18 protein-coding genes and 1 pseudogene are annotated in these 22,833 nt (G+C 46.9%); all 19 read right to left on the bottom strand.

The window, feature by feature from the left end; genetic code table 11:
• Window positions 1-1,256, bottom strand: a pseudogene (cadA, locus tag AACU94_RS24000) (lysine decarboxylase CadA); the annotation flags it as partial.
• Between the two features lie 77 nt (window positions 1,257-1,333).
• Window positions 1,334-2,665, bottom strand: coding sequence for a cadaverine/lysine antiporter (gene cadB, locus AACU94_RS23995; RefSeq protein WP_135487837.1), 1,332 nt, complete (start codon window positions 2,663-2,665; stop codon window positions 1,334-1,336).
• 362 nt (window positions 2,666-3,027) lie between these two features.
• Window positions 3,028-4,557 (bottom strand): lysine decarboxylation/transport transcriptional activator CadC, encoded by a 1,530-nt coding sequence (cadC, locus tag AACU94_RS23990; protein WP_135487836.1) that lies wholly within the window; start codon window positions 4,555-4,557, stop codon window positions 3,028-3,030.
• 334 nt (window positions 4,558-4,891) lie between these two features.
• Entirely contained in the window at window positions 4,892-6,412 is a 1,521-nt protein-coding gene (locus AACU94_RS23985; protein ID WP_135487835.1) for a methyl-accepting chemotaxis protein, read from the bottom strand.
• Window positions 6,413-6,456: 44 nt separating this feature from the next.
• Complete coding sequence (locus AACU94_RS23980) at window positions 6,457-6,966, bottom strand: chemotaxis protein CheW (protein ID WP_135487834.1); 510 nt, start codon at window positions 6,964-6,966, stop codon at window positions 6,457-6,459.
• Between the two features lie 10 nt (window positions 6,967-6,976).
• Window positions 6,977-8,995 carry a chemotaxis protein CheA gene (gene cheA / locus AACU94_RS23975; protein ID WP_135488385.1) on the bottom strand — a complete coding sequence of 673 codons (2,019 nt, stop codon included), beginning with the start codon at window positions 8,993-8,995 and terminating at the stop codon, window positions 6,977-6,979.
• A gap of 1 nt (window position 8,996) precedes the next feature.
• Window positions 8,997-9,956, bottom strand: a complete 960-nt coding sequence (gene motB, locus AACU94_RS23970; RefSeq protein ID WP_135488384.1) for a flagellar motor protein MotB — start codon at window positions 9,954-9,956, stop codon at window positions 8,997-8,999.
• Window positions 9,953-10,846, bottom strand: a complete 894-nt coding sequence (gene motA, locus AACU94_RS23965; RefSeq protein ID WP_130224440.1) for a flagellar motor stator protein MotA — start codon at window positions 10,844-10,846, stop codon at window positions 9,953-9,955. Before motA ends, motB begins: the two co-directional genes overlap by 4 nt.
• A 237-nt stretch (window positions 10,847-11,083) precedes the next feature.
• Window positions 11,084-11,821 (bottom strand): RNA polymerase sigma factor FliA, encoded by a 738-nt coding sequence (locus AACU94_RS23960; protein WP_135487831.1) that lies wholly within the window; start codon window positions 11,819-11,821, stop codon window positions 11,084-11,086.
• A gap of 175 nt (window positions 11,822-11,996) precedes the next feature.
• Complete coding sequence (locus AACU94_RS23955) at window positions 11,997-13,649, bottom strand: methyl-accepting chemotaxis protein (protein ID WP_135487830.1); 1,653 nt, start codon at window positions 13,647-13,649, stop codon at window positions 11,997-11,999.
• 97 nt (window positions 13,650-13,746) lie between these two features.
• Window positions 13,747-14,682: a flagellar hook-associated protein FlgL gene (flgL, locus tag AACU94_RS23950; protein ID WP_135487829.1), complete on the bottom strand. Its 936-nt coding sequence runs from the start codon at window positions 14,680-14,682 to the stop codon at window positions 13,747-13,749.
• A gap of 36 nt (window positions 14,683-14,718) precedes the next feature.
• The gene (flgK, locus tag AACU94_RS23945) at window positions 14,719-16,353 is read right to left on the bottom strand and encodes a flagellar hook-associated protein FlgK (protein ID WP_135488383.1); all 1,635 of its coding nucleotides are present in this window, start codon (window positions 16,351-16,353) and stop codon (window positions 14,719-14,721) included.
• A gap of 98 nt (window positions 16,354-16,451) precedes the next feature.
• On the bottom strand, window positions 16,452-17,402 hold the full coding sequence (gene flgJ, locus AACU94_RS23940; RefSeq protein ID WP_240726356.1) for a flagellar assembly peptidoglycan hydrolase FlgJ: 951 nt from the start codon (window positions 17,400-17,402) through the stop codon (window positions 16,452-16,454).
• Complete coding sequence (locus AACU94_RS23935; protein WP_276606029.1) at window positions 17,402-18,466, bottom strand: flagellar basal body P-ring protein FlgI; 1,065 nt, start codon at window positions 18,464-18,466, stop codon at window positions 17,402-17,404. Before AACU94_RS23935 ends, flgJ begins: the two co-directional genes overlap by 1 nt.
• A gap of 65 nt (window positions 18,467-18,531) precedes the next feature.
• On the bottom strand, window positions 18,532-19,245 hold the full coding sequence (locus tag AACU94_RS23930) for a flagellar basal body L-ring protein FlgH (protein ID WP_135488381.1): 714 nt from the start codon (window positions 19,243-19,245) through the stop codon (window positions 18,532-18,534).
• 56 nt (window positions 19,246-19,301) lie between these two features.
• Window positions 19,302-20,084 carry a flagellar basal-body rod protein FlgG gene (flgG, locus tag AACU94_RS23925; protein ID WP_130209537.1) on the bottom strand — a complete coding sequence of 261 codons (783 nt, stop codon included), beginning with the start codon at window positions 20,082-20,084 and terminating at the stop codon, window positions 19,302-19,304.
• 23 nt (window positions 20,085-20,107) lie between these two features.
• Complete coding sequence (locus AACU94_RS23920; RefSeq protein WP_130209539.1) at window positions 20,108-20,845, bottom strand: flagellar basal body rod protein FlgF; 738 nt, start codon at window positions 20,843-20,845, stop codon at window positions 20,108-20,110.
• 11 nt (window positions 20,846-20,856) lie between these two features.
• Window positions 20,857-22,065, bottom strand: a complete 1,209-nt coding sequence (flgE, locus tag AACU94_RS23915; RefSeq protein WP_135488380.1) for a flagellar hook protein FlgE — start codon at window positions 22,063-22,065, stop codon at window positions 20,857-20,859.
• Between the two features lie 44 nt (window positions 22,066-22,109).
• Window positions 22,110-22,823: a flagellar hook assembly protein FlgD gene (locus AACU94_RS23910; RefSeq protein ID WP_135487823.1), complete on the bottom strand. Its 714-nt coding sequence runs from the start codon at window positions 22,821-22,823 to the stop codon at window positions 22,110-22,112.
• Between the last annotated feature and the right edge of the window lie 10 nt (window positions 22,824-22,833).

Raw genomic sequence — 22,833 nt, 5'->3', positions numbered from 1 at the left:
TTTCCTTTCATCATTGCCGCAGCAGTTTCCATCGATGCGACAATACCGTAGTGCGGTGAAGTCGTGGTGTGCATCATATAGGCTTCGCTGAACGTCTCTTCGTTAACATCCCCTTTCACATGGATCATGGATGCCTGAGAAAACGCCGCGAGCAATTTATGCGTAGACTGAGTTTCGTAAATCACTTTACCTTCAACACGACCACCGCTCATCCCGCATTTACCTTTGTAAATTGGCGAGAAATTGGTGTAAGGCACCCAGGCGGAATCAAAGTGGATGGATTTTACGTCCAGCGTTTTCTTGATGTAGTCGGTGTTGTACAGCAGGCCGTCATAAGTCGAGTTGGTAATAACAGCATGTACAGGCCAGGTGGCATTCGGCGTTTCTTTCACGCGTTTGGCGATGGTTTCATGCTGAAATTCGCTCTGCGGAATACCGCCTAAAATACCGTAAGCATTACGGGTCGGGCGGAAGTAGATCGGCGTAATATCGCTCATCATCATCAGATGGGTCAGCGATTTGTGGCAGTTACGGTCAATCAGCACTGTACTGCCCGCCGGAGCGGAATACATGCCGACGATTTTGTTAGCGGTTGACGTACCGTTGGTAACCATATAGCTGCGTTCAGCGTTGAACACGCGAGCAATATACTCTTCCGCTTCTTTGTGCGGACCAGAGTGATCCAGCAGAGATCCCAGCTCAGATACCGAGATGGAGATATCTGACTTCATGGTGTTTGCACCAAAGAAGTCATAGAAAATGCTACCGACCGGGCTTTTCAGGAATGCCGTACCGCTCATATGGCCAGGGGTACAGAATGTGTACTTACCTTCACGAACATATTTGAACAGGGCTTTGGTCAGTGGCGGCAGAATGGTATCGATATATTCGTCAGTATTTTGTTTGATTTTTAAGGCGATATCTTCCGCCGCGCCCAGCGCGTATTCGAAGAAACGCACCTGCATACGCAGCTCGTTCAGGCTGACATCCAGCGTAGAGTGAGTATTTGCAAACGCATACAGTGGCATGTACTCATTCATAGCGCTGATTTCTTCGCACAGCGCAAGATTGTACTTATCCCAGTCAAAGATCACGCCGCAAAGTTGAGCATTATTTTCAATCAGCTTCAGCAGGTCTTCGCGGTCGTTTGGATAGACAACGTGGAAGCCCCGTTTTTCGAGGGCGCAATGCAACTCACGGATAGGCTCTTCTTTAAAGTAAACCCCCATCTGATTCATTATCGCGATAACGTTCATATTTATATCTCCTGATAGAGCTGGCTCCTCCCGTCTCGTTGTGGGAGAACGAGAGGAGCGCAGAGAAACGAAGGGAATTAGTGGGTGTCTACGCTGCTAACGTCGTCAGCAGCATGTTCGCGCTGATGCAATTTACGGCCGTAAAACATCAGGATTATCAGACTGACGATAAATGTCCCGGTCAGCTCGAAGGACGTAGCGCCTGACAGAGCGATGAAGCAGAAGACACAACCCAGCACTGAACAAACCAGGCTGGCGCCGTTGCGCAGGTTGACGCCTTCGAAACGAATCAGATCAACACAGGAGTAGAAGTAAGGGAGCATGGTCAACAGCACTGCGATCCCGGTAAGCACGCCAAACAGGTCAGAAGCTTTACCACCGGTAGAGTTCATCACGGTTATCAGCACCATCAGGACGGTCATTTTCACCGCTGCAAGCAACAGGCCTTTTTTAGGGATGTTGTTACTGTCAACATCACCATAAACTTTCGGGAAGTTGCCGTCGTTTGCCGCACGGACACCCGCCTGGCCAACCAGCATCATCCAGGAACCGAGGGAAGTCAGACAGGCGAAAGCGGTAAAAGCAGAAACCACCGGTGCGGCCCAGCCGCCAAACATCGTCGCGGCGCTAACGGCGAACGGAGCACCAGAAGCAGCCATACGGTCGGCAGGGAACATACCGGAAAGCACCTGGGTTGCGGCAATATAAACGATACCGGCCATTGCCGTGCCCAGCATGGTTGCCAGCGGAACGGTGCGTTTTGGATTTTTCACCATACCGCTGCTCACCGCAGCAGATTCAACACCAACGAAAGCCCACAGGCAGAGCAGAATACTGTTAATCACAGCGCGGCTGTCAGTCGTACCGGAGGTATTCCAGTTTGCCTGGTAAGTCGCCAGATCAAACCAGTGCCAGCCAATAACAGCAGTCAGCGCGACAGGAATCAGTACCAGCATCAGGCCAATAGTTGTCAAACGGCTAACCCAGGCACCGCCAAGCATGTTGATGAAGGTAAAGATCCAGACAATAGCAATACAGGCAATACCGGCTGGAATTGGGCTATTTAATACAGGGAAGAAGGTAGAAAGATAAGAAACCGCGGTAATACCAATTGCGAGGTTACCAATCCAGTTAGCGTGATAATAAAGAACACCCGTCTGGAATCCGAATGCCGGAGAGATTTCCCCCGCATAAGCAATTGGGCCACCTTGTTGCGGGTTTTTTGTCGCCAGGCGGGCATAAACATAAGCCAGCGACATCGCACCAATAATAGAGATAACCCATCCCCAGATGGCAATACCACCAATGCTGGCAAGATTCGCGGGTAATAATGCAATCCCGCTTCCCATCATATTACCGGCTACCACGCCAGTACAGGCAAATAGCCCGATCTGTTTGGCAGAACTCATATTTTCAATCTCCTGGATTTAATATTCAAGGCACAAGTCAACATGTAAACAACGCTGCAGACTGACCGACTATAGAAAAGGGTACTAATTCAGGAGAATGAAGTCCTAAAGATAAAATGAATAAACAATAAACGATATATAAATGATGTTTTTTAGAGAATCATAAAGGTTATCTGGATTATCTACGGTTATCATGAAAAGATAAATTTTGTTGATTATCAATCAATTAAAGCGATTTCCTTAAGAGTAAAACCGTAGTTTTTCTGATTTATGATGGATTGCGTAAAATATAAATACGGTGACTGATGACATGAAAAAATGCCTTATCATATTATTTAAGAAAAAATATGATAAGGCTTCATTTATTCTGCTGAAGAATAATTTTCAAGGTAGGGTACGATGCGGTTTAGCGATGTCTGGAATATACCATTTTTAATCCAGTACAGCGTGTTTTCTCCAGGACGCAAATTAAATGCGGTAATATAGGCATCAGCGGCAAGACGGTTTTCGCCTTTCATTTCGTAGACTTTTCCCAGCAGGATATAGTTTAGCCAGGAGAGTTCATTTCTGATACCGAGATTAATTGCCTGATACGCCTCCTCCACGTTGCCACGATCTAACAAATCGACAGTTTTAATCTGATAGTAAATCGCTGAATCCTTGAGCCCTGGGCTGTTACGAATTTTCTCCATCGAGGCATATAACGTTTTAAGCTGCTTGTCATCAAGCAACTGCTGCGTATGGCGAAAAATATCGATCAATGCTTTTTCAGCATTAACATAGGTAAATTCCGGGGACTGTTTCGCCACGTCTTCGAGGATTTCACTGGCTTTGTTTAGCGATGCAGCATCCCCCTGCATTAACAACTGATGTGCTTCAAAAAAATGTGCCAGAGACTGACTTTTAATGGGTTGATAATGGCTCATCATTTCCGTCATTTTGTCTGACCAGGATAGCGAAAGCGCCGATGATAAATTGCTCAGTAAATCATTCTGGATCGCTACCTCATTAGACCCCGTAATGAAGTAACGTTTATCCAGCATAACCTCGCCGTTCGCATGATCGACCAGGCGGACAGACATAAAACATTGCTGTGCTCGGTAGTGACGTTGATTGAGAAACTCCAGCGTTAACGTTTTTCCTGAATTTCCCGAAACATGGCCACTGTAGTTTATTTTGTCATGCACCATATAATTAGAATATGTGTTAAGCGTAGATGTCACCAGGCTTCCTAAGCCAACAGCATAAAAAAGCTGCAAATTCCAGTTATTACATGCATTTCCGTTAACAAGGTGGATGTCTATATCAAGTGGGTTCAGAAGAACCTGAGTATTGGTCGTCGTTAAATTAGATTTAATTGCTGTTTTTGCAACCATAAATACACAACTAAGCACAGCCAGTAAAAAGATAGCCCAAACGATAAAAACACGGAGATGATGATATTTACGCAGTTGATTGTCAGATAATCGAGGCGCGGTAATGATGGGAGTATTGGTCGGTAGCGGCGTATCTGACACAATGTCGGGCTGTTCAGGGGATAAGGATGCCGTCACCTCCCCTTCTTCAGCGCACCATGTTACCGGCGCGGTGAGTTTATATCCACGTTTAGGGATAGTAATGATATATTCATTATTCTCATCATCATCGTCATTTTTTAATGACTTACGCAACTCAGAAATAGTTTGCGTCACAACGTGGCTGGTGACTATATTTCGCTTCCATACATGGTCAATCAACTCATCGCGTGTAAGCACTTCACCGGGGTGATGAGCCAAAAAAACCAGAAGATCAATTAATCGCGGTTCGAGTGTTATTCGCCGTCTATTGCGGCTGATTTGATTAACATCAGGGCTGACTAGCCATTCGCCCACTCGAACGACAGGTTTCTGCATAAAATTAACTCCAAAAACAGCTTGTTATATGCAGATATTAACACCCTCTTCAATTGTTGCATCTGTTTCCATATTATTAACCATAAAATAAGTTAAATCTGTAGCAAAAAGAAACTAACTTAAGATATTTAATTAGTTTAACTCGGGCGTTTACCCTGGCTAATATAAAGGCATTTATATTAATCCTATGTAATAGATTAGCCCGAGGCTAAAGATTAACCGACGCAGACCTGGAGTGGTAGCCAGAGGAACAGGAATAGAATTCAGAGTTATCGACAAAAATGGAGATATAGCATCCAGGCAGAATGCTATATCTGAAAGTCATAGTGGGTAATCAAGAATGATTAATTGGTAACTTAAAGAAGGCGATCATTTCCTGTAACTGTCTGACCTGGTCGTGTAGACTCAGCGCGATGGTTTCAGATTCACTTACCAATGAGTTATTACGCTGCGTCACAGTATCCATTTCAGTCAGCGCATACGCAACCTGCTGAATCCCTTTGCTCTGCTCTTCAGACGCCTGGGAGATATCATTCATAATGCTGTTGACATCATAAATGGCATTCACCATTTCATTTATCGTCTTACCTGCATTGGTGGCAAGCGCATTACCTGTATTGACATGTTCAACGGCTGAAGTTATTAATTCATTGATTTCTTTAGCCGCGCTGGCACTGTTTTGAGCCAGATGCCGTACTTCACTGGCAACAACAGCAAACCCACGCCCATGATCTCCGGCTCTTGCTGCTTCAACGGCAGCGTTAAGCGCCAGGATATATGTTTGGCGAGCGATGTCATCCACAACTTTGTTAATTTCCGATATCTTTTTAACACTTTGTTCAATAGTACGAATAGTTTCCGTAACTGCCTGCGCCGCCGTCAGCCCTTCTTGTGCCGTCGTATTTGCCGCGCTGGCAAATTCATTCGCTCTTTTGGCGTTGTCAGCATTATGCGCAACCGTCGTACTGATCTCTTCCATATTGGCAGCAGTTAGCTGTAATGCGCCCGCCTGCTCCTCTGTACGGGTCGACAGATCGCTATTACCATGCGTCATTTCATCAGTGCTGTCGCTAATTAGTTCAATTGAACTTTTAAACGTTGTAATGATATCGCTTAAATTTAGCCGCATCGTGTCCAGTTGTTCAATAACTTCACCAATTTCGTTTTTCTGACCGATGGCTAATGTATGATTAAGTTCGCCATTAGAAATTAAAGAAAAGCATTCTTTGATGTACTCAAATCGTGAGAATACATTGTTTTTTAACCATAACCAGCCTGCGACTGCGAGTATTATCCAAAAACAAAAAGAGATCACCCCAACAAAATAAGAATCAGCTATCAGACAATTAATAATACCCTTAGCTTCAGGCTCATCATATTTATAGACATAATCATCCAAATAATTCTCTTGAGAGATAAATTTATCTACTTTTTTCTCTACTTCACTCAGTCGCCCTGATCGAACCGCTTCTTCAACATTTTTAAAAGCATCTCTGATTGACTGAGTTTGTTTCACACTATTTTTAGCATCATCGGAAATAATGTCCATATAGTCATGAAAATGATTTTTAGCCGACTCCATGTCATACAATGATTTACTATTATCGCGATAATCCCATTCTTCAAAGACAAGCTCAAGTGCTCGCCGCGTCTTTGATAACGTATTGATCTGATCTAAACCTGACGTTAGTCTGAAAACATTATTTTTAATCTCAATAAAGTGATATAACGTTATGATATTTGACATGGTAAAAACCAGTACAACAAAAGAAACAGCAACAATAAACGTTGTTTTTAAAGATAATGACTCAGGTAAGATCCTGAGCCTTTTGCTGTTTTTTAAGGAAAAAATCATTATGCACCTGACCTGTAAGCATGAAAACCACTAAAGCCTCATTTTCAGTCAACTGATACTTCTGCTGTACGTTCAACCAATTGCATTTCTTCGCTGTTAAGCAATTTTTCAATATCGACAAGAATAAGCATTCTGGAATCAAGCGTACCTAAGCCAAGCAAGTAATCTGTCGCTAATTTTGCGCCGCTAAATTCAGGTGCCGGACGAATTTGTTCAGGTGACAAAGAGAGCACATCAGAGACACCATCAACCACTATCCCAACGATTTTGTTAGAAAAACTTAGCACGATAACGACCGTGTTTTCATCAAATGAAATTGTATCCAGATGAAATTTAACGCGAAAGTCAACTACAGGCACAATAACACCGCGAAGGTTTGTCACACCGGCAATAAAATCTGGGGTATTCGCAATGCGCGTAACTCGCTCGTAGCCGCGAATTTCCTGTACTTTTAATATTTCTATTCCGTACTCTTCTTGCCCAAGAGTAAAAATCAAATATTCATTACCGACATTTTCTTTTGCCGATTGTTTATCGTTATCTGTGAGTTTCATAATGTTTCCCTTAATTGAGAACCTTGCCGGAATCCACTATTGCAGGCGTCATTGCTGTTCTGGAATAAAGCGCAGCAACATCCAGGATCATAGCTACGCTGCCGTCCCCCAGAATAGTGGCGGCAGCAATTCCCGGCACCTTACGATAGTTTTGTTCGAGATTTTTAACGACGACCTGATGCTGGCCAATCAGTTGATCCACCAGTAGCGCATAGCGAATACCTGCACTTTGCACGACGACCGCAATACCTTCATTTACACTCTGTAAATCACTCTGGATACCGAAAAGACGATTCAGCTCGATGAGGGCCAGATATTCCTCTCTGACCTTCAATACCAACTCACCGCCGGACATTCTGTTTAGCGGCATTTCCAGCAACATCAGTGATTCCATCACCGCGCCAAGTGGGAGAACATAAATTTCAGCCCCAACGCGTACAGACATGCCGTCCAGAATTGCCAGCGTCAGAGGTAATATTATTCGGATAGTGGTTCCACGCCCCTGTTCTGAATGGATTGTCACATGACCGCCCATATCCTGAATGTTTCGTCTCACCACATCCATACCAACGCCACGACCGGAGACATCTGTGACTTTCTCTGCGGTGGAGAAACCCGCTGCAAAAATGAGCATCCAGACTTCTTCATCGCTGGGGTTTTCACTAATAGCGACGCCCTGCACATGAGCGCGATTAAGGATTTTTTCTCTGTTGAGGCCGGCGCCATCATCTACGACTTCGATAACAATATTACCGCCGTGGTGCTCTGCCGATAGCGTCAGGCTACCGGTAGCAGGTTTACCATTAGCTAGCCTGACATCAATCGGCTCAATACCGTGATCCAGACTATTGCGTACCAGATGAGTCAGCGGGTCGATAATTCGCTCGATTAAACTTTTATCCAGTTCCGCAGAACCGCCCCACAACGTCAGCTCTACCTTTTTATTTAATTTATTAGCAAGGTCATGAACTAAACGGGGAAAACGGCTGAAGACATATTCCATTGGCATCATACGGATCGACATCACCGATGCCTGTAAATCCCGGGCATTACGTTCGAGTTGCGCAATACTATTAATCAACGAGTCATACTGAGCAGGATCCAGCCCCGCAGATAACTGTGTCAACATGGTCTGGGTAATAATGAGTTCACCGACCTGGTTAATTATCTGGTCTACTTTTTCTACGGCGACACGAATACTACCGGATTCAGTGCTTTGTTTACGGGATTCGCTGGCACTACGCAGTTTTCTTGATGGCGCAGCGCCAATCGGGGAACTGCTTGTCGCAGAAAAACCATTATCGTTTGTTTCTTGCGCAACACCGTCTGCATCCAGACAGGTATTTTCTACAAAATCGTCATCACAAACATCAATCGTGATTTGTTCTGGTTCCAGAATAAAACATAATACCGCCAGAATATCATCCGCAGCGGTAGTGGTGAGCATACGAGCCTGCAGGCTGCTTTTTTCAATTTTAAGATCCTGCAACATGCCAAGATTCTTAAGTTCCTCAACAAGAGGTTCGAAATCCTTTTCGCCTAGATCCTTGAGGGTAATCTTTAAAACATCTTCTCCCGTTCCCGTATCTTTTTTACTTTCTTTTATCAGCTCGGCCTGATGACTATTGTTTACAGAGCCCTCTTTGGATTCCAGGGCTAACTGTCTCAGCGCCTCACAAATATATCGGTAGCTGTCCTCATCCGGCGTGCGGGAAGATTTATATGCATCAAGTTGATCCTGCATAATATCCTTACTTTCCAAAAAAAGATTAATGATGCCTTCATTGAGCTGGAGTTTTCCACTACGAGCATCATCCAGAATATTTTCCAGAATATGTGTCGTTTCCTGTAATACAGTAAAACCAAATGTCCCCGCGCCGCCTTTAATCGAATGAGCGGCCCGGAAGATAGCGTTCAGGCTTTCCTTATCAGGTGTTCGCGGATTAAGCTCGAGCAAATGCCCTTCCATATCGGCCAATAGCTCATCGGCTTCATCAAAGAAAGTCTGATAAAAATCGCTGATATCCATCTTATTTCGTCTTCTCCTGAACCGGTTTTTCGGACGTGGGGTTTAACGGCGGATTATCGATGTCAGGTTTACTAGGTGGCACAGAGAGTTTTTCTCCTGTCACATCACTGTTAAGCAACTTATCCTCGTTCATAATTTCTTGTTCTTTCTCTTCACTCAGCACGAGGATACTGATGCGACGGTTGGCGGGATCGTCTTTCGCTGTACCGACCTGATTCATACTGTCAGCATCACCGATAACCTGTAAGAATTTGCCGACTTCCAGACCATGATTAATAAGAATCCTTCTCGCCGCGTTAGCACGATCAACGGAAAGTTCCCAGTTGCTATAGCCAGCTTCACCGCCAGCATAAGGCAACGAATCAGTATGTCCGGTTACCATTATGTGATTCGGTAATTGGTTCAGAACAGGCACTAATGCCTCCAGAATTCCGACCATATAGGTTTCCGGTGTCCAGCTACCGACTTTAAACATCGGGCGTTCCTGGCTGTCCGTTATCTGTATCAACAGTCCATCCGGGGTCAACGATAAGTGTAAATTTGAACGGAATTTGTTCAGACGGGTGTCCGTCTTCATGATGCCTTGCAGCTTTGACTCTGCATGCTTCAGCGTTTTATTTCCCGAATAGAAATGATCTTCCTGCTTTTGCAAAACAGCTTTCTGAACTTCCCCATCCTGATGAACAACATCCTCGCCACCGCCAGGAATAATACTTTGGCTCTGAGTATCTTTGTCACCATGTTCGGCCATAGGTACGCCGATGGGGATTTTGAAATACTCTGCAAGCTGATGACGCTGCTCTGGCGTGGAGGAAGAAACCAGCCACATAACCAGAAAAAAGGACATCATGGCAGTCATAAAATCGGCATAAGCGATTTTCCACGAACCACCATGTAAACCTTCTTTTTTATTACCTGAGCGTCTTACAACAACAATGTTGCCGGTCCCGTTGTTCTTCATGGGGCCTCACCTGTGGAAGAATTATTGGCCGAATATTTCGCCTGGCGAACATGTTCCTCAAGCTCGGCAAAGCCCGGACGTTCGCTGGTAAAGAGGGTTTTTCGACCGAACTCAACCGCAATTTGCGGCGCAGAACCATGAATACATGACAGCAACGTGGTTTTAATACACTGAAGCATTTTTATTTGCTCGGCACTTTTCTGTCGTAACAGAGACGCCAGCGGAAGCACCAAACCATAGGCCAGCAGGATCCCTAAAAAGGTTCCCACCATCGCATGGGCTATCAAAGCACCAAGTTCACCGGCGGGTTTGTCTACTGCGCTCAGGGCGTTTACGACCCCCATCACGGCTGCCACAATACCGAATGCCGGTAAAGCATCACCTGCAGTTTGCAAACTGTGAACCGTTGTTTCATATTCCATTTCGCAGGTTTCAATTTCCTCATCCATTAAAGATTCCATTTCAAAGGCGTTCATACTGCCACTGATCATCAGCCGCAGGTAATCAACCATAAAATTCATCACGCTTTTATCTTTCAATAAGCGGGGATAAGAGGAAAAAATATCACTGCTTTCAGGATCTTCAATATCATTTTCCAGTGACATTAGCCCTTTTTGACGTCCTTTACTTAGCAGTAAAAACATCATAGCCAGTAAATCCATGTACATTTCTTTTGAATAAAGTGCCTTAGCCCGGAATAAGACAGGAAATGTTTTTATAGTTGAACGAATAGCCTTGCCATTATTACCAACGATAAATGCACCCAGACCAGCACCTGCGATAATCAAAAATTCGGTAGGCTGATATAATGACATCAGATATCCTCCGGCGAGGACATAACCACCAAACACAGTCACAAAAACTACAAAATATCCTAATAAAACAAGCATGTTCGCTCCTTACCATCGGTCATGCCTGGTATGAAAAAGGCTGACAGAGATGTTCACTACGATGAAAAACTACCGAACATCCCGACGGCAGCGTAAGCAACGACAATGAGAAATCTCTCTCGTGGTAATAAAATCACGAGGGCGAATGCTCACGGTTGCATATCTGTACAGGAGGTACGACAATCACATATTAGATAATAATATCTGTAACTGAATGACCAACCTCAGGACATCGAGTTATTGCAGATTAATATCTGCATGCATTTCAAGCCTTGCTCTTAATCTTTTGATTGTCTGACTGTGTAATTGGCTGATGCGTGTTTCTGTCACAGATAACAAGAGGCCAATCTCTTTCATATTAAGATCCTGCTGATAATACAGGTTTAATAGAAACTGCTCACGCTCGGGTAACAGCTGAATTTCTTCGCTAATTTTCTGCATAAGATCTTTGCGCAGAATATCATTCAGAGGATTTTCCTCGTCCGTTTGAAATTCGGAAAGTTCAAATCCTTCACCCCCATCTTCCATCAACTCATCAAGCGAACAAATCAGGCTTGAGTTTGTTTCCTGTAAAACGGTCTGGTAATCCTGCAGCGACATTTCCAGTTCCGCCGCGATTTCCTGTTCTGTCGCAGCATTCCCGGTTCGCTGCTCCACACGGGCAATCGCGGCGCTAACTTCACGCGATTTTCGCCGTATGCGGCGCGGCGCCCAGTCATTCTCACGCAGTTCATCAATGAATGCCCAGCGAACACGCTGCGCCAGAAAAACTTTCAGTTTCACCCCCATACTGGGATCAAACTGATCGACGGCGTTCATTACAGCTATTGCACCGGCCTGCATCAGGTCATCCAGTTCAACACCCGCAGGGAGTCGGGCTTGCAATTTAAGTGCTTCATGGCGTACCAATCCGCCAAATTGCGCCCATAAATCTCCCTTATTATATGTTACTGCCAGATTATATAACCCCTTCACTTTATCATATTCCGCATTATTACAATGAAGGTTTATTATTCGACATTATCAGGAAATCATATAGCCTGATAAAAGCGATTAAAGTGAAACATATCAAGACTTCAATAATCAAAGGTAAATTCATTTTTTATACACCTAATAATTATCCTGATATGTATCTTGCTATTATTTTAATTTAGAACGATTCCCACTCATCATCTGACTGAATTGGTGTTTTTTTCGATACATCAGGTAATAAATGTTTTCTGGCCTGTTTTTTGACATTCCAGGAACGTTTATCTTTTTCTTCTTCGACAACGAAAGAAGAAACCATATTATCCAGTTCACCGGCATTCGTTTCGACATCACTGGTAGTTTTAGCAGCCTGCTCTACCATCGCCGCATTTTGTTGCGTAACCAGATCCATTTCATTGATTGCCTGCGCAATCTGGCTTATGCCGATACTTTGCTCATCAGAGGCTGAGGTAATTTCTGCCATGATATCGGTAACCTGAATAACAGATTTGACGATCTCTTTCATCGATTCCCCGGCGACAACCATTTCCTGAGAACCGGTATTCATGTTGGCGACACAAGTATTGATCAGCAAACGAATCTCTTTTGCTGCATCTGCGCTACGTTTAGCCAGGTTGCGAACTTCACCGGCAACAACGGCAAATCCGCGCCCCTGTTCACCTGCACGCGCCGCTTCTACTGCCGCGTTCAACGCCAGAATATTGGTCTGATTAGCAATGCTGTCGATAACGCCGTTAATGTCAGCAATTTGACGGGAACTGTCTGATATTTCACGCATAATACCGTCAAGATTGTTCATCACATCACCGCCATTACGTGCGCTAATGCTGGCGCTTTCCGCGAGTTGTCTGGCGCTGTGCGCGTTATCGGCGTTCTGACGAACGGTGATTTTTAGCTCTTCCATACTGGCAGCAGTTTGCTGGAGTGCAGAAGCCTGCTCTTCTGTACGTGATGACAAGTCATTGTTGCTATTAGCAATTTCATGGGCATTGTGGTAAATCTGCTTCACGCCGGCACGGATGCCATTAACGGTTTCCGTCAACGATAATCGCATTTTTTCCACTTCAGCCAGCATAAAGCCGATTTCATTCAGATTGCCAATTTTTGTTTCATGACTCAGGTCGCCGCTGGCGATTTTTCTGAATGCTTCTTTTGCCATATCAAGGCGCTGGAAAAGGTTACGTTTCAACCAGATACGTGACACAAAAAAGATAATAAGACCCAGCAGCAGTGTAATCACTGAGATGGTGGTTATTCTTTGCGTTTCTCTGTCTGACTCGACATTAAATTTGTTGGTAACACGAGCGGCTTCGTCCAGATAAGCGTCAATGCTGGTACGTAGCGCATGTTGCACATCCATATCGTCAGCAACGATATTACCTGGATAATCTTCCGGATGAGTGATGAACCCCATTTTATTGGTTTCTCTGTCCAGAGCATCATCAAAGCTTTTCTTGACCGCCAGCGCACGGTTATGTTCTTCCTCGGTGGTGAACGGCTTATCCATAAACTGGCTGATTAACTTACGTGACTTACTTAACACATCACGATAAGTATCTATTTCATCCTGCGTAATTTCTTGTTTCGTAATATTGTGCATCATCAGCGAATTAATTCCGCTGAAACTATCAAGAGTATAGATAGCCGCCATCATCAGGGATTCATTTTTATCCAGAGATAAGATAGCCCTGTCAAAATTCCTTGATGCGTTATTTGAGTTCACATAACTCAAACCGGATATCAGCACGAGAAATAAGATGAATACACCCAGCAGGATATTCATCCAGGTCGAAATATTAAAATGTTTTAACATGATTTCTTAGCCAAAGTAAAAAATATCCCTACTGGTAAATAATTACCCGTAATAACAGCTATATTTACCCTTCCCCGATCAGGTCAGGGTTAAATATTTACCCAAGCGTTTTGAAGATAGAAAGTTGCTGCATTGCCTGAAAAACGCTCATAGATGAATTTAAAGCAAACTCAGACATTTTCGATTCAGATAATACGCTGATCATGGTGTCCCAGTCAGAACCGGTTGATTCCTGAAGTCGGCTCTGTACGGTAATCGCCTGCGTATCAGCACTGCTTCCCAGCGTCTCCAGTTGTTGCAGGCTTGAACCTACACGCGCCTGAACTTTTCCCAGGTTATCAATTGCTTTATGTACATCAGTATTGGTTTGCCCAATGGTTGCTTCAAACGCTTTTCGTTCAGCGTCGGTCGGGTTTTCCGGCAGATTATTTAACGCATCAATGCTTTTCTGTAAGGATTGCAGGATATTATCCCCCGTTCCCGCATCAGTCGGGAAAAGCGCATCACCTGTCGTACCAACCTGCATTTCCGTACTGTCGGACACATTCTGCGTCATTGCCGTCGTACCGCCAACGTAGCTACCATCGGCTTTAAACGGCGCAGCACCTGTTTTATAGCCCGCAAAAATGCACTGTCCATCACTGTTTTTGCTGTTCGCCAGATCGAGCAAACGGCTGCGGATCCCGGATAACTCTGTTGCCAGTGCTTCGCGATCCGCTTTGCTGTACGTTTCAGATCCCGCCTGAACAATTTTGCCGGAAAGGTCTTCGGTCAGTAAGCCGGATATAGACGTCAGCGTGTTATCTTCTTGTCCGAGGGCATCCTGAGCATATTTTCTTGCGGTATCAAACTCGCCCAGACGTGAAAGCGCATTTTGATACATTACCGCCTGCGATGCCTGCCCCGGATCGTCAGACGGCTTCAATAGTGTCTGACCGGCAGAAAGGCGCACGGAGAGATCGTTATAATTGGTCATGGCTTTAGACATACTGTCTAACTGACGCTGATACATAAAACTGGTGCTAAGGCGCATAGCGATTATCTCAAATAGAATATTGTCAGTGACGTATTATTTAAGGCTTAACAACGTGTCAAAAAGACTGTTAGCTGTTTTAAGCACTTCGGCATTGGCCTGATAATATTGAGAAAACATCTGTAAGTTGACGTATTCCTCATTCATATCCACCCCTGAAACCGCTTGCTGTTGCATTGCCCACTGGTCACAGGCTTTTCCGGCGGTATCCTGTTCAGCCTGAAGGGTGCTGACCGTCGAGCCCACAGAGCTAACCAGGTTGGCATAAGCGCCTGTCAGGGTCATATCACCGACAATGTTTTCATCCTTAAGGGCTATCAGGTTCTTAATATTTTCGTTGTTGTTCACGTCTGTCGTATCAGCCGAACTGGAGGCAGCAATTCCATCGCCATCGGTAATCGCCACTTTAATGCTATCTGCCGCGCCGGAAGCAGGATTCAGCGTAAAACTGTCACCATCATTAGGTGTTCCTGTCGGCGTCACGGTGATGCCGTCAAATGAGAGTGACCCACCAGTAACGGTTGGCGTAATGGCTTTACCCTCGCTGTTTTTCACTTCCCAGGCTTTAGATGTGCCATTCCAGGTGATGGTATAATCTTCGGCATTAACCGCTGAGGGAGTATCTATTTTCACCCCCAGGGAAGCGCTGCCGCTATTGGAGTTATAGCCTGTTGCCTGCGGAGCATCGAGACTGAAAATATCGCCACCGGCCTGACCGTTACTATCAAAGCCCCCGTGGTTAACCTCATTAAATTTCGACGCCATTTTCAGCGCTAACTGATTAAGCTGATTACGGGCATCGACCAGATCGGTATTACGGAACTTAAACAAACCGCCGAGATTACCTGTCGTGGCATCTTCATCCAGCAACTGGGGATTACCGGTGGCATCAATGTAAGCAACTTGCATCTGCGACGAATTTTTATCTGACGGAGTGGCTTTTAAATTGTAAGACTTGCTGCCATTGACCAGTGACATGCCGTTTTGCATTGAGACATTCACACTGCCCGTTTCTTTATTTTCCGTGACTTTAATGCCGATCTGCGTACTCAGTTTATTTAACAGTTGATCGCGTTTATCGAGCAGATCGGAAGGCATTGAGCCCGTCTGACCATGAATTTTTTCGATCTCCGCATTCAGTTTTGCTAACTGAGTGGTACAGGAGTTGATATCCTCAACGCTTTGACTGATTTGCGTATTGGTATTTTTATCAAGGCCATTCAGGGTCTTGCTGTCGGTACGAAACTGATTCGCCAGCGCTTCAAATTGCGACAATACGCCCTGACGTGCGGCTGGATCTGTCGGGTTTTTACTGACCCCTTCCATTGCCGTAAACATATTGCCAAGTGTCGTGGAGATGTTATTGGTATCATCCCCTAACATGTCATCAATCTGGCTGACCTGCTGGTAGCGGCCCTGCATGGTGGTAAATTCTGTTGTTGCACCACGTACCTGATTATTCAGGAATCCGTCATACATGCGCTGAACGTCATCCACGGCGACACCATAACCAAAAAAACCATAATTAGTAGACTGGCCGCCCGCTTCTCCAAGCAGAATGTTTTGACGGCTATACCCTGCCGTTACGGCATTCGTCAGGTTGTTTCCGACGACGTTAAGGGCACACTGCGCCGCGCTTAATCCATTCTGAGCCAGATATAATAAATTCATAAAGTACCCGCCATGTCGACGCTGATTGAAATCTTTAAGTTATAAAAACTCTGCTTTACTAATAAATCGGCCTGAGTGAAATTCCCTAAAGGCTGTATTTAAAATATTGATGAAAGGTCCGTGTTATAGGCATTCACAGCATGTTCAGCCCGACCTTTAACTTGTTGAATAATGCTAATTAATTTATGTGCGTATGCAGGATCGGTAGCATAACCGGCTGACTGAAGCGCTTTTGCCGCCGCCTCTGGTTTTACGGCATTGCAGACATGTCGGTAACGCGGGTTATTAACCAGTAATGACGCGTAATCCTCCAGCGCCGCTGTATAAGAGGGATAAACCTTAAATCGCGCTTTGGTCTTATTCGCCACCCCATGTTTATATTCGGTAGTGGTGATTTCCGTCGTTTCACCGTGCCAGTCAGATGCGGCTTTTATGCCAAACAGGTTATGGCTGGGTTTGCCGCTTTGTGTTGGGATTTCACGATTTCCCCAGCCTGATTCAAGCGCGGCCTGCGCAATAATAAGCTGATGCGGGATCCCACTTTTGCGGGCAACGGCCAGAGCAGGTTGCAGCAGGCGTGAAATAAAACCGCCCCCTTCCCGTAGTGCCGTTTCGGGTAGCTCCCGAACAGAACGAGGCACTAATTGCGATAGCGAGAAAGGGTGCGCCGGTGAATGAGGCAGCGCCGCATTAAAATGCGACGTCGACGGGACATACGGCTGAGAAGTGGCGGTATGCGGATGAACACCACCGCCCATCTGGGCGACCATCTGATCCGCAAAGCCCAGTTTCCCCGTTTGCGCGATGTTCTGCGAAATTTGCTGATCGAACATCGAAGTAAACATCGAGGACTGTTGTGAATCCATCGCCCCGCTTCCCAGCGAGGCATCGCGCATACTTTTCAGCATCATCTGTACAAACAACCCTTCGAGCTGTTGTGCCGCGACTCTCAGACCGTTTGCCGAATTACTTTTTACGTCCCGCTTAAGCCCGTCAAGGCTGTGTTCATCAAATGCGGCACCATTAGATATCATTGACAGGCTGTTCATTAATTGATCTCCAGGCGTGCGTGCAGGCAACCGGCGTCATTCATCGCTTGCAGGATCGCCATCAAATCATTCGGCGTCGCACCGAGACTGTTCAGCGCCCGTACTACATGACTTAAATCGGCACTGGTGCTGACGCGTTGCAAAGAACCGCCCTGTTCACGAACAGAGACTTGAGTTTGCGGCACAACCACCGTCTGTCCGCCAGCCAATGGCGTGTCCGGTTGACTCACCTGATTGGAATGGGAGATATCCACACTCAGATCGCCCTGAGCCACAGCACAGGTATCCAGCGTGACATGGCGGTTAATCACCACCGATCCGGTGCGCGAGTTAATAATGACGCGAGCATCTCCGGAACCCGCCTTCAGTGACAAATCCATCACCGCGGCCAGAAAACGGACTCTGGCAGCCGCGCCATTTGGTGCATACAGTTTTACCGTCCGCGCATCTTCAGCTACCGCAGCGGAATAGAAGCGTCGATTAATGGTGTCGCTGATCTTCTGGGCAACGGAGAAATCACTCTCGTTAAGCAGCAGTTTTAACGGACTCTGACTGGCATAATCCATCGGCACTTCGCGTTCAACGGTGGCTCCGTCGGTAATGCGTGCGCCGTTAAGCTGATTTACCTGTACGCTGCTTCCCCGGCTCTGCGCACCGGCACCGGAAACCAGCAAGTTGCCCTGTGCCAGCGCATAGATCTGATTATCCGCGCCTTTCAGCGGTGTCATCAGCAATGTGCCGCCACGCAAACTTTTGGCGTTACCCATAGACGAGACAACCACATCAAATTTTTCACCGGCACGGGCAAAAGGAGGCAGTTCTGCGGTCACCATTACTGCAGCAACGTTTTTCAACTGCATACTCGACCCAGGCGGGACGGTGATCCCCAGTTGCGAAAGCATGTTGTTCAGCGTCTGCGTCGTAAACGGTGTTTGCATGGTCTGGTCGCCAGTACCATCCAGACCAACGACCAGCCCGTACCCCATCAGAGAGTTACCGCGCACACCTGACAACGAAGCCAAATCGCGGATACGCTCTGCCCTGACCGACAGAGAGAGCATCATTAACAATAACAGGCCGGTCAGACGGGTAAATTTATGCCAAAAAGAACGATTCATCACCGACACCTTTAGAACGGAGAAAGATTCAGGAACAGACGCTGTAACCAGCCCATTTGTTCGGCTTCGTTGATATAACCGTTACCAACATATTCGATACGTGCATCAGCAACCTGCGTGGAAACCACCGTATTACTGCCGCTGATCGTGCGTGGGTTAACCACGCCGGTGAAACGAATAAACTCAGTCCCCTGGTTTATCGCAATTTGCTTTTCTCCGACCACGCGCAGGTTGCCGTTGGCGAGAACATCGCTGACCGTGACGGTGAGCGTACCGCTGAAGGTATTACGCGCAGCCGCCCCGCCTTTACCCGAAAATTCATTCTTGCCGCTGATATCTGCATTAGCCCGATCGCCACCGAACAATCCTTCTATAAAGTGCGGGATTGTCTTGAACGAAAGCCCCGTCGAACCGCCATGAGAAGCATTGGCAGACGAACTTTTGCTGGCGCTGACATTTTCCTGCAACACGATGGTCAATGTATCGCCCACATTTCTTGGACGACGATCTTCAAACATCGGCTGAAAGCCATAGTTCATCGCGCCACCAGGCTGAAAAATCGCACCATTATTAGCAGGCTGATACGGGATCTGCGGCGACGCAGATGTTGCACCTTCGACCAACGGTTTATGAGGGATATACGCGCATCCGGAAAGAAGCGCGACCAGGGCAACATGCGTTAACAGACGCCGCTGTAAGCGGCCTGAATCATTCGGATAGGTCATAACGATCACAGTAAGAAAAAAAAGCCGCTAAACAACCTGCGGCTTAAAGGCACAAATCAAAGCTGCGTTAAACGCTGCAGCATCTGGTCCGAAGTAGAGACAGCTTTGCTGTTAATCTCATAGGCACGCTGAGTCTGAATCATGTTGACCAGTTCCTCGGCCACGTTGACGTTAGACGTTTCCACGTAGCCCTGTCGCAGCGTACCTGCGCCATTCTGACCAGGCGTTGTTTCATTCGGTGCACCGGAAGATTGCGTCTCCCGGTACAGGTTTTCACCAATGCTTTCCAGACCGGTATCATTGATAAAAGTACTCAGGGTAAGCTGCCCAACCTGTTGTGGCTGCGCCTGCCCGGCAATGGTGACGCTGACAATACCGTCGTTGCCGATGGTGATAGACTTCGCATCCTGCGGTACGTTTATCGCCGGCTGAACCGGATAACCGCTGGAAGTCACCAGTTGACCGTTCTGGTCAAGCTGGAACGAACCATCACGGGTATACGCTGTGGTGCCATCCGGCATCATCACTTGCAGGAATCCATCCCCTTCAATAGCCACATCTTTCGAGTTGTTGGTCTGGGCCAGGCTGCCCTGGCTATGAATTCGCTCAGTGGCCACCGGTCTTACCCCTGTTCCTAACTGTAAACCGGAAGGAATAGTGGTTTGTTCAGATGACTGAGCGCCCGGCTGGCGTAGTGTCTGGTACAACAGATCTTCAAATACAGCTCGCTGACGTTTAAAACCATTGGTACTTACGTTAGCCAGGTTGTTGGATATAACATCCATATTGGTCTGTTGTGCTTCCAGGCCCGTTTTGGCAATCCACAGGGAACGGATCATGCGTTATTACTCCTTACCAGTGATTAGCTGGCGCTCAATAACTGATTAGCGTTACGTTCATTGTCATCAACGGTTGTGATGACCTTCATATTCATTTCAAAGCTGCGCGCGGTGGTGATCATGTTCACCATTGAATTGACGGGGCTAACATTGCTGCCTTCCAGCATCCCCGGCATAAGCTGCAGACTCGTATCCGCCGCCAGCGAACTGGCATCACGGGTATGGAATACACCGTCATCGCCGTGCTGTAGTTCGCCTGGTAGCGCATTGACAATCTTGATGCGCCCGGTTTGCGCTACGGCTGACGGTTCTTCACCGGCACCCAACGCAGAAATAGTGCCGTCTGGCGCGATAGTTAACTTTGCCTGAGTAGGTACGGTCAGCGGACCGCCATCGCCCATCAGTGGCAGACCACGGACTTGCAGTTGCCCGTCCGCCGTCATCTGGATATTGCCGTTTTTGGTGTAACCTTCGGTGCCATCGGGCAGTTGTACTGCAAGCCATCCTTCTTTCGGCAGCGCTACATCCAGCGTGCGGTCGGTTTTTTCGACTGTTCCCGAGGAGTAGTCACTACCAGGCGTCGATTCGGTCACTAGCGTGCGGGTCGCCATTGACGGGCCGTCTACCGGAACGGCACGATAAGCGGCAATCTGTGCGCGAAACCCCGGCGTCGAGGCATTAGCCAGGTTATCAGACACCACGGCCTGGCGATCGAGGGCCGCCGTTGCGGCCCCCATAGCGGTATATATCGCGTGATCCATGTTTTAAGCCATTAACCCAGGTTAACCAGCGTTTGCAGGACTTCAGACTGTGTTTTGATGGTCTGAGAGTTGGACTGATAGTTGCGTTGATAGACGATCATGTTGACCATCTCTTTACTCAAATCCACGTTTGAAGCTTCCAGTACGTTACCGCGCAGCGTGCCGAGGTTGCCGGTATCGGAGATCCCAACGACCGGCTGACCGGATTCCGGGCTCGCAGACCAGCAGTTATTTCCTTCGGCCTGTAACCCACCAGGGTTGGTGAAATTGGCCAGAACAACCTGGCCCAGTAACTGCTGCTGCCCGTTGCTGTAAGAAGCCACAATCTGACCGTTATCACCAACGACGTAACCGGTCATCGTACCCGGCGCATAACCCGTAGTTTCCGGGCTATCCATCGAGTTCTCGGAAGCTTGCTGCGACAGTTTGGATAAATCGAGATTGAAGCCAAGTGCTGTGGCACCGTGGTATGAATCACCCGCGACGGCCAGGTTAGCGGGGGACGTTTGGAGCTTTCCGTCAGGTGAAAATGTTATATCCAATGTATGATCTTTCGTGTCCGGAGCAGTAGAGTCGACAGAGTGGACGATCCATGTGTTATCAGCCGTTTTGACAAAATACACATTGATTGCATGCTCATTACCCTGGCTGTCATACGCATTTACCTGGGTGGAATAGTTATAGGAATCGCCATCGGTAGTGCTGAAAGGATGATTTTTCGTATCAATATTTGTATTGCCGGAATCCAGGTTACCACTCAGGCTACCTGCATCTGATGCTTTTGCCTGCATCGCGCCCGTTGGGATCTGCAGAGCTCCAACCGGTGAACCGGCCTGGATAGTTGGCGGTGTGCCAATGGCCATATAACCGCTCAGACGCATCCCCTGGCTGTTCACGATATAGCCATTGGCATCGGTCTTAAACTGACCGTTACGGCTATAAAATATTTTTCCCGCTTCGGTTTCCATACGGAAGAAGCCATTGCCCTGAATACCCATATCCAGCGGGCTGGCGCCAGCGCCAAGAACACCATCGCTGAAATTCTGATCAACGCCAGCGACCTGAACGCCCATACCGATTTGCGAACCTGCAAACACATCGGCAAATGAAATAGAGCCGGACTTAAACCCGACAGTTTGCGAGTTGGCAATATTGTTGCCGACGACGTCCAGCGCCTGTGATGCGGCGTTTAACCCGCTAAGACCTTGTGAAAAACTCATTTTATTTCCCGAAAAACAACGTAGTAAAAGTTGTGTGAAATTGATTATTCAATGAGGTAGACATTGGCCAGCGTGGCCGTCTCATCATTACCTAACTGCAGAACAGCCCCTGTCTGGGTGAAAGAAACACTGTCTACTTTTGATTTTTTCAGCGACACGATGTCAGGAGTACTGCCGTCCGGGTTGGTCGCGGAATACGAAACGGTAAAATTCGTATCGCTTACTGTGCGCGGATCGGAAGGCTCGAAATCACTGAGATCGTCCAGGGTATATTCATGCACGCCGGCTTTAACATCTTTCAATTTTCCGGTGTAAGCATTTCCTGCATCATCAGTCAGCGTGACAGTGACGTCGCTTGCATCCTGATTGACCGAGAGCGCAAACTGATTATTGCCACCCTGTGCGGTAGAAACAGTGGTATCACCTTCTACCAATACCTGGCGCCCTACCCATTCGGCAGCATTCATCTGCTGCATACTGGTAACCAGCATTCCGACGCTATTCACTGTGCCGTTCAACTGCTGCACACCCGCCGCCGTATTAAACTGCGCCAGCTGAGTCGTAAGCTGGTTGTTATCCATCGGATTGGTGGGGTCCTGATTCTGCATTTGCGCAACCAGCAACTGCATAAAGTTATTCATAATATCTTCGGCGCTGCTGCCATTGGTGGCGGAGGCCGCGCTATTACTGGTTGCTGCTTCACTGGCTTTATTTGCTGCGGCAGAACTGCGTTGTGTCATGACGGGTAAAACCGACATTACTATTTCC

Source organism: Escherichia sp. E4702, assembly GCF_963883545.1.
In the GTDB taxonomy this organism is placed as follows: domain Bacteria; phylum Pseudomonadota; class Gammaproteobacteria; order Enterobacterales; family Enterobacteriaceae; genus Escherichia.
Note: the sequence above shows the minus strand (reverse complement) of the source record. Positions and strands in the feature narration are given on the sequence as shown.

What these genes read in the sequence shown, in the direction of transcription:
- AACU94_RS23985 (WP_135487835.1), bottom strand. Translation starts at nt 6,412, where the DNA reads ATGATTTTTTCCTTAAAAAACAGCAAAAGGCTCAGGATCTTACCTGAG.
- cheA (WP_135488385.1), bottom strand. Translation starts at nt 8,995, where the DNA reads ATGGATATCAGCGATTTTTATCAGACTTTCTTTGATGAAGCCGATGAG.
- cadC (WP_135487836.1), bottom strand. Translation starts at nt 4,557, where the DNA reads ATGCAGAAACCTGTCGTTCGAGTGGGCGAATGGCTAGTCAGCCCTGAT.
- flgE (WP_135488380.1), bottom strand. Translation starts at nt 22,065, where the DNA reads ATGAGTTTTTCACAAGGTCTTAGCGGGTTAAACGCCGCATCACAGGCG.
- AACU94_RS23955 (WP_135487830.1), bottom strand. Translation starts at nt 13,649, where the DNA reads ATGTTAAAACATTTTAATATTTCGACCTGGATGAATATCCTGCTGGGT.
- AACU94_RS23910 (WP_135487823.1), bottom strand. Translation starts at nt 22,823, where the DNA reads ATGTCGGTTTTACCCGTCATGACACAACGCAGTTCTGCCGCAGCAAAT.
- AACU94_RS23920 (WP_130209539.1), bottom strand. Translation starts at nt 20,845, where the DNA reads ATGGATCACGCGATATATACCGCTATGGGGGCCGCAACGGCGGCCCTC.
- cadB (WP_135487837.1), bottom strand. Translation starts at nt 2,665, where the DNA reads ATGAGTTCTGCCAAACAGATCGGGCTATTTGCCTGTACTGGCGTGGTA.
- flgL (WP_135487829.1), bottom strand. Translation starts at nt 14,682, where the DNA reads ATGCGCCTTAGCACCAGTTTTATGTATCAGCGTCAGTTAGACAGTATG.
- flgG (WP_130209537.1), bottom strand. Translation starts at nt 20,084, where the DNA reads ATGATCCGTTCCCTGTGGATTGCCAAAACGGGCCTGGAAGCACAACAG.
- flgJ (WP_240726356.1), bottom strand. Translation starts at nt 17,402, where the DNA reads ATGAACAGCCTGTCAATGATATCTAATGGTGCCGCATTTGATGAACAC.
- AACU94_RS23935 (WP_276606029.1), bottom strand. Translation starts at nt 18,466, where the DNA reads ATGATGCTCTCTCTGTCGGTCAGGGCAGAGCGTATCCGCGATTTGGCT.
- flgK (WP_135488383.1), bottom strand. Translation starts at nt 16,353, where the DNA reads ATGAATTTATTATATCTGGCTCAGAATGGATTAAGCGCGGCGCAGTGT.
- motB (WP_135488384.1), bottom strand. Translation starts at nt 9,956, where the DNA reads ATGAAGAACAACGGGACCGGCAACATTGTTGTTGTAAGACGCTCAGGT.
- AACU94_RS23980 (WP_135487834.1), bottom strand. Translation starts at nt 6,966, where the DNA reads ATGAAACTCACAGATAACGATAAACAATCGGCAAAAGAAAATGTCGGT.
- AACU94_RS23930 (WP_135488381.1), bottom strand. Translation starts at nt 19,245, where the DNA reads ATGACCTATCCGAATGATTCAGGCCGCTTACAGCGGCGTCTGTTAACG.
- motA (WP_130224440.1), bottom strand. Translation starts at nt 10,846, where the DNA reads ATGCTTGTTTTATTAGGATATTTTGTAGTTTTTGTGACTGTGTTTGGT.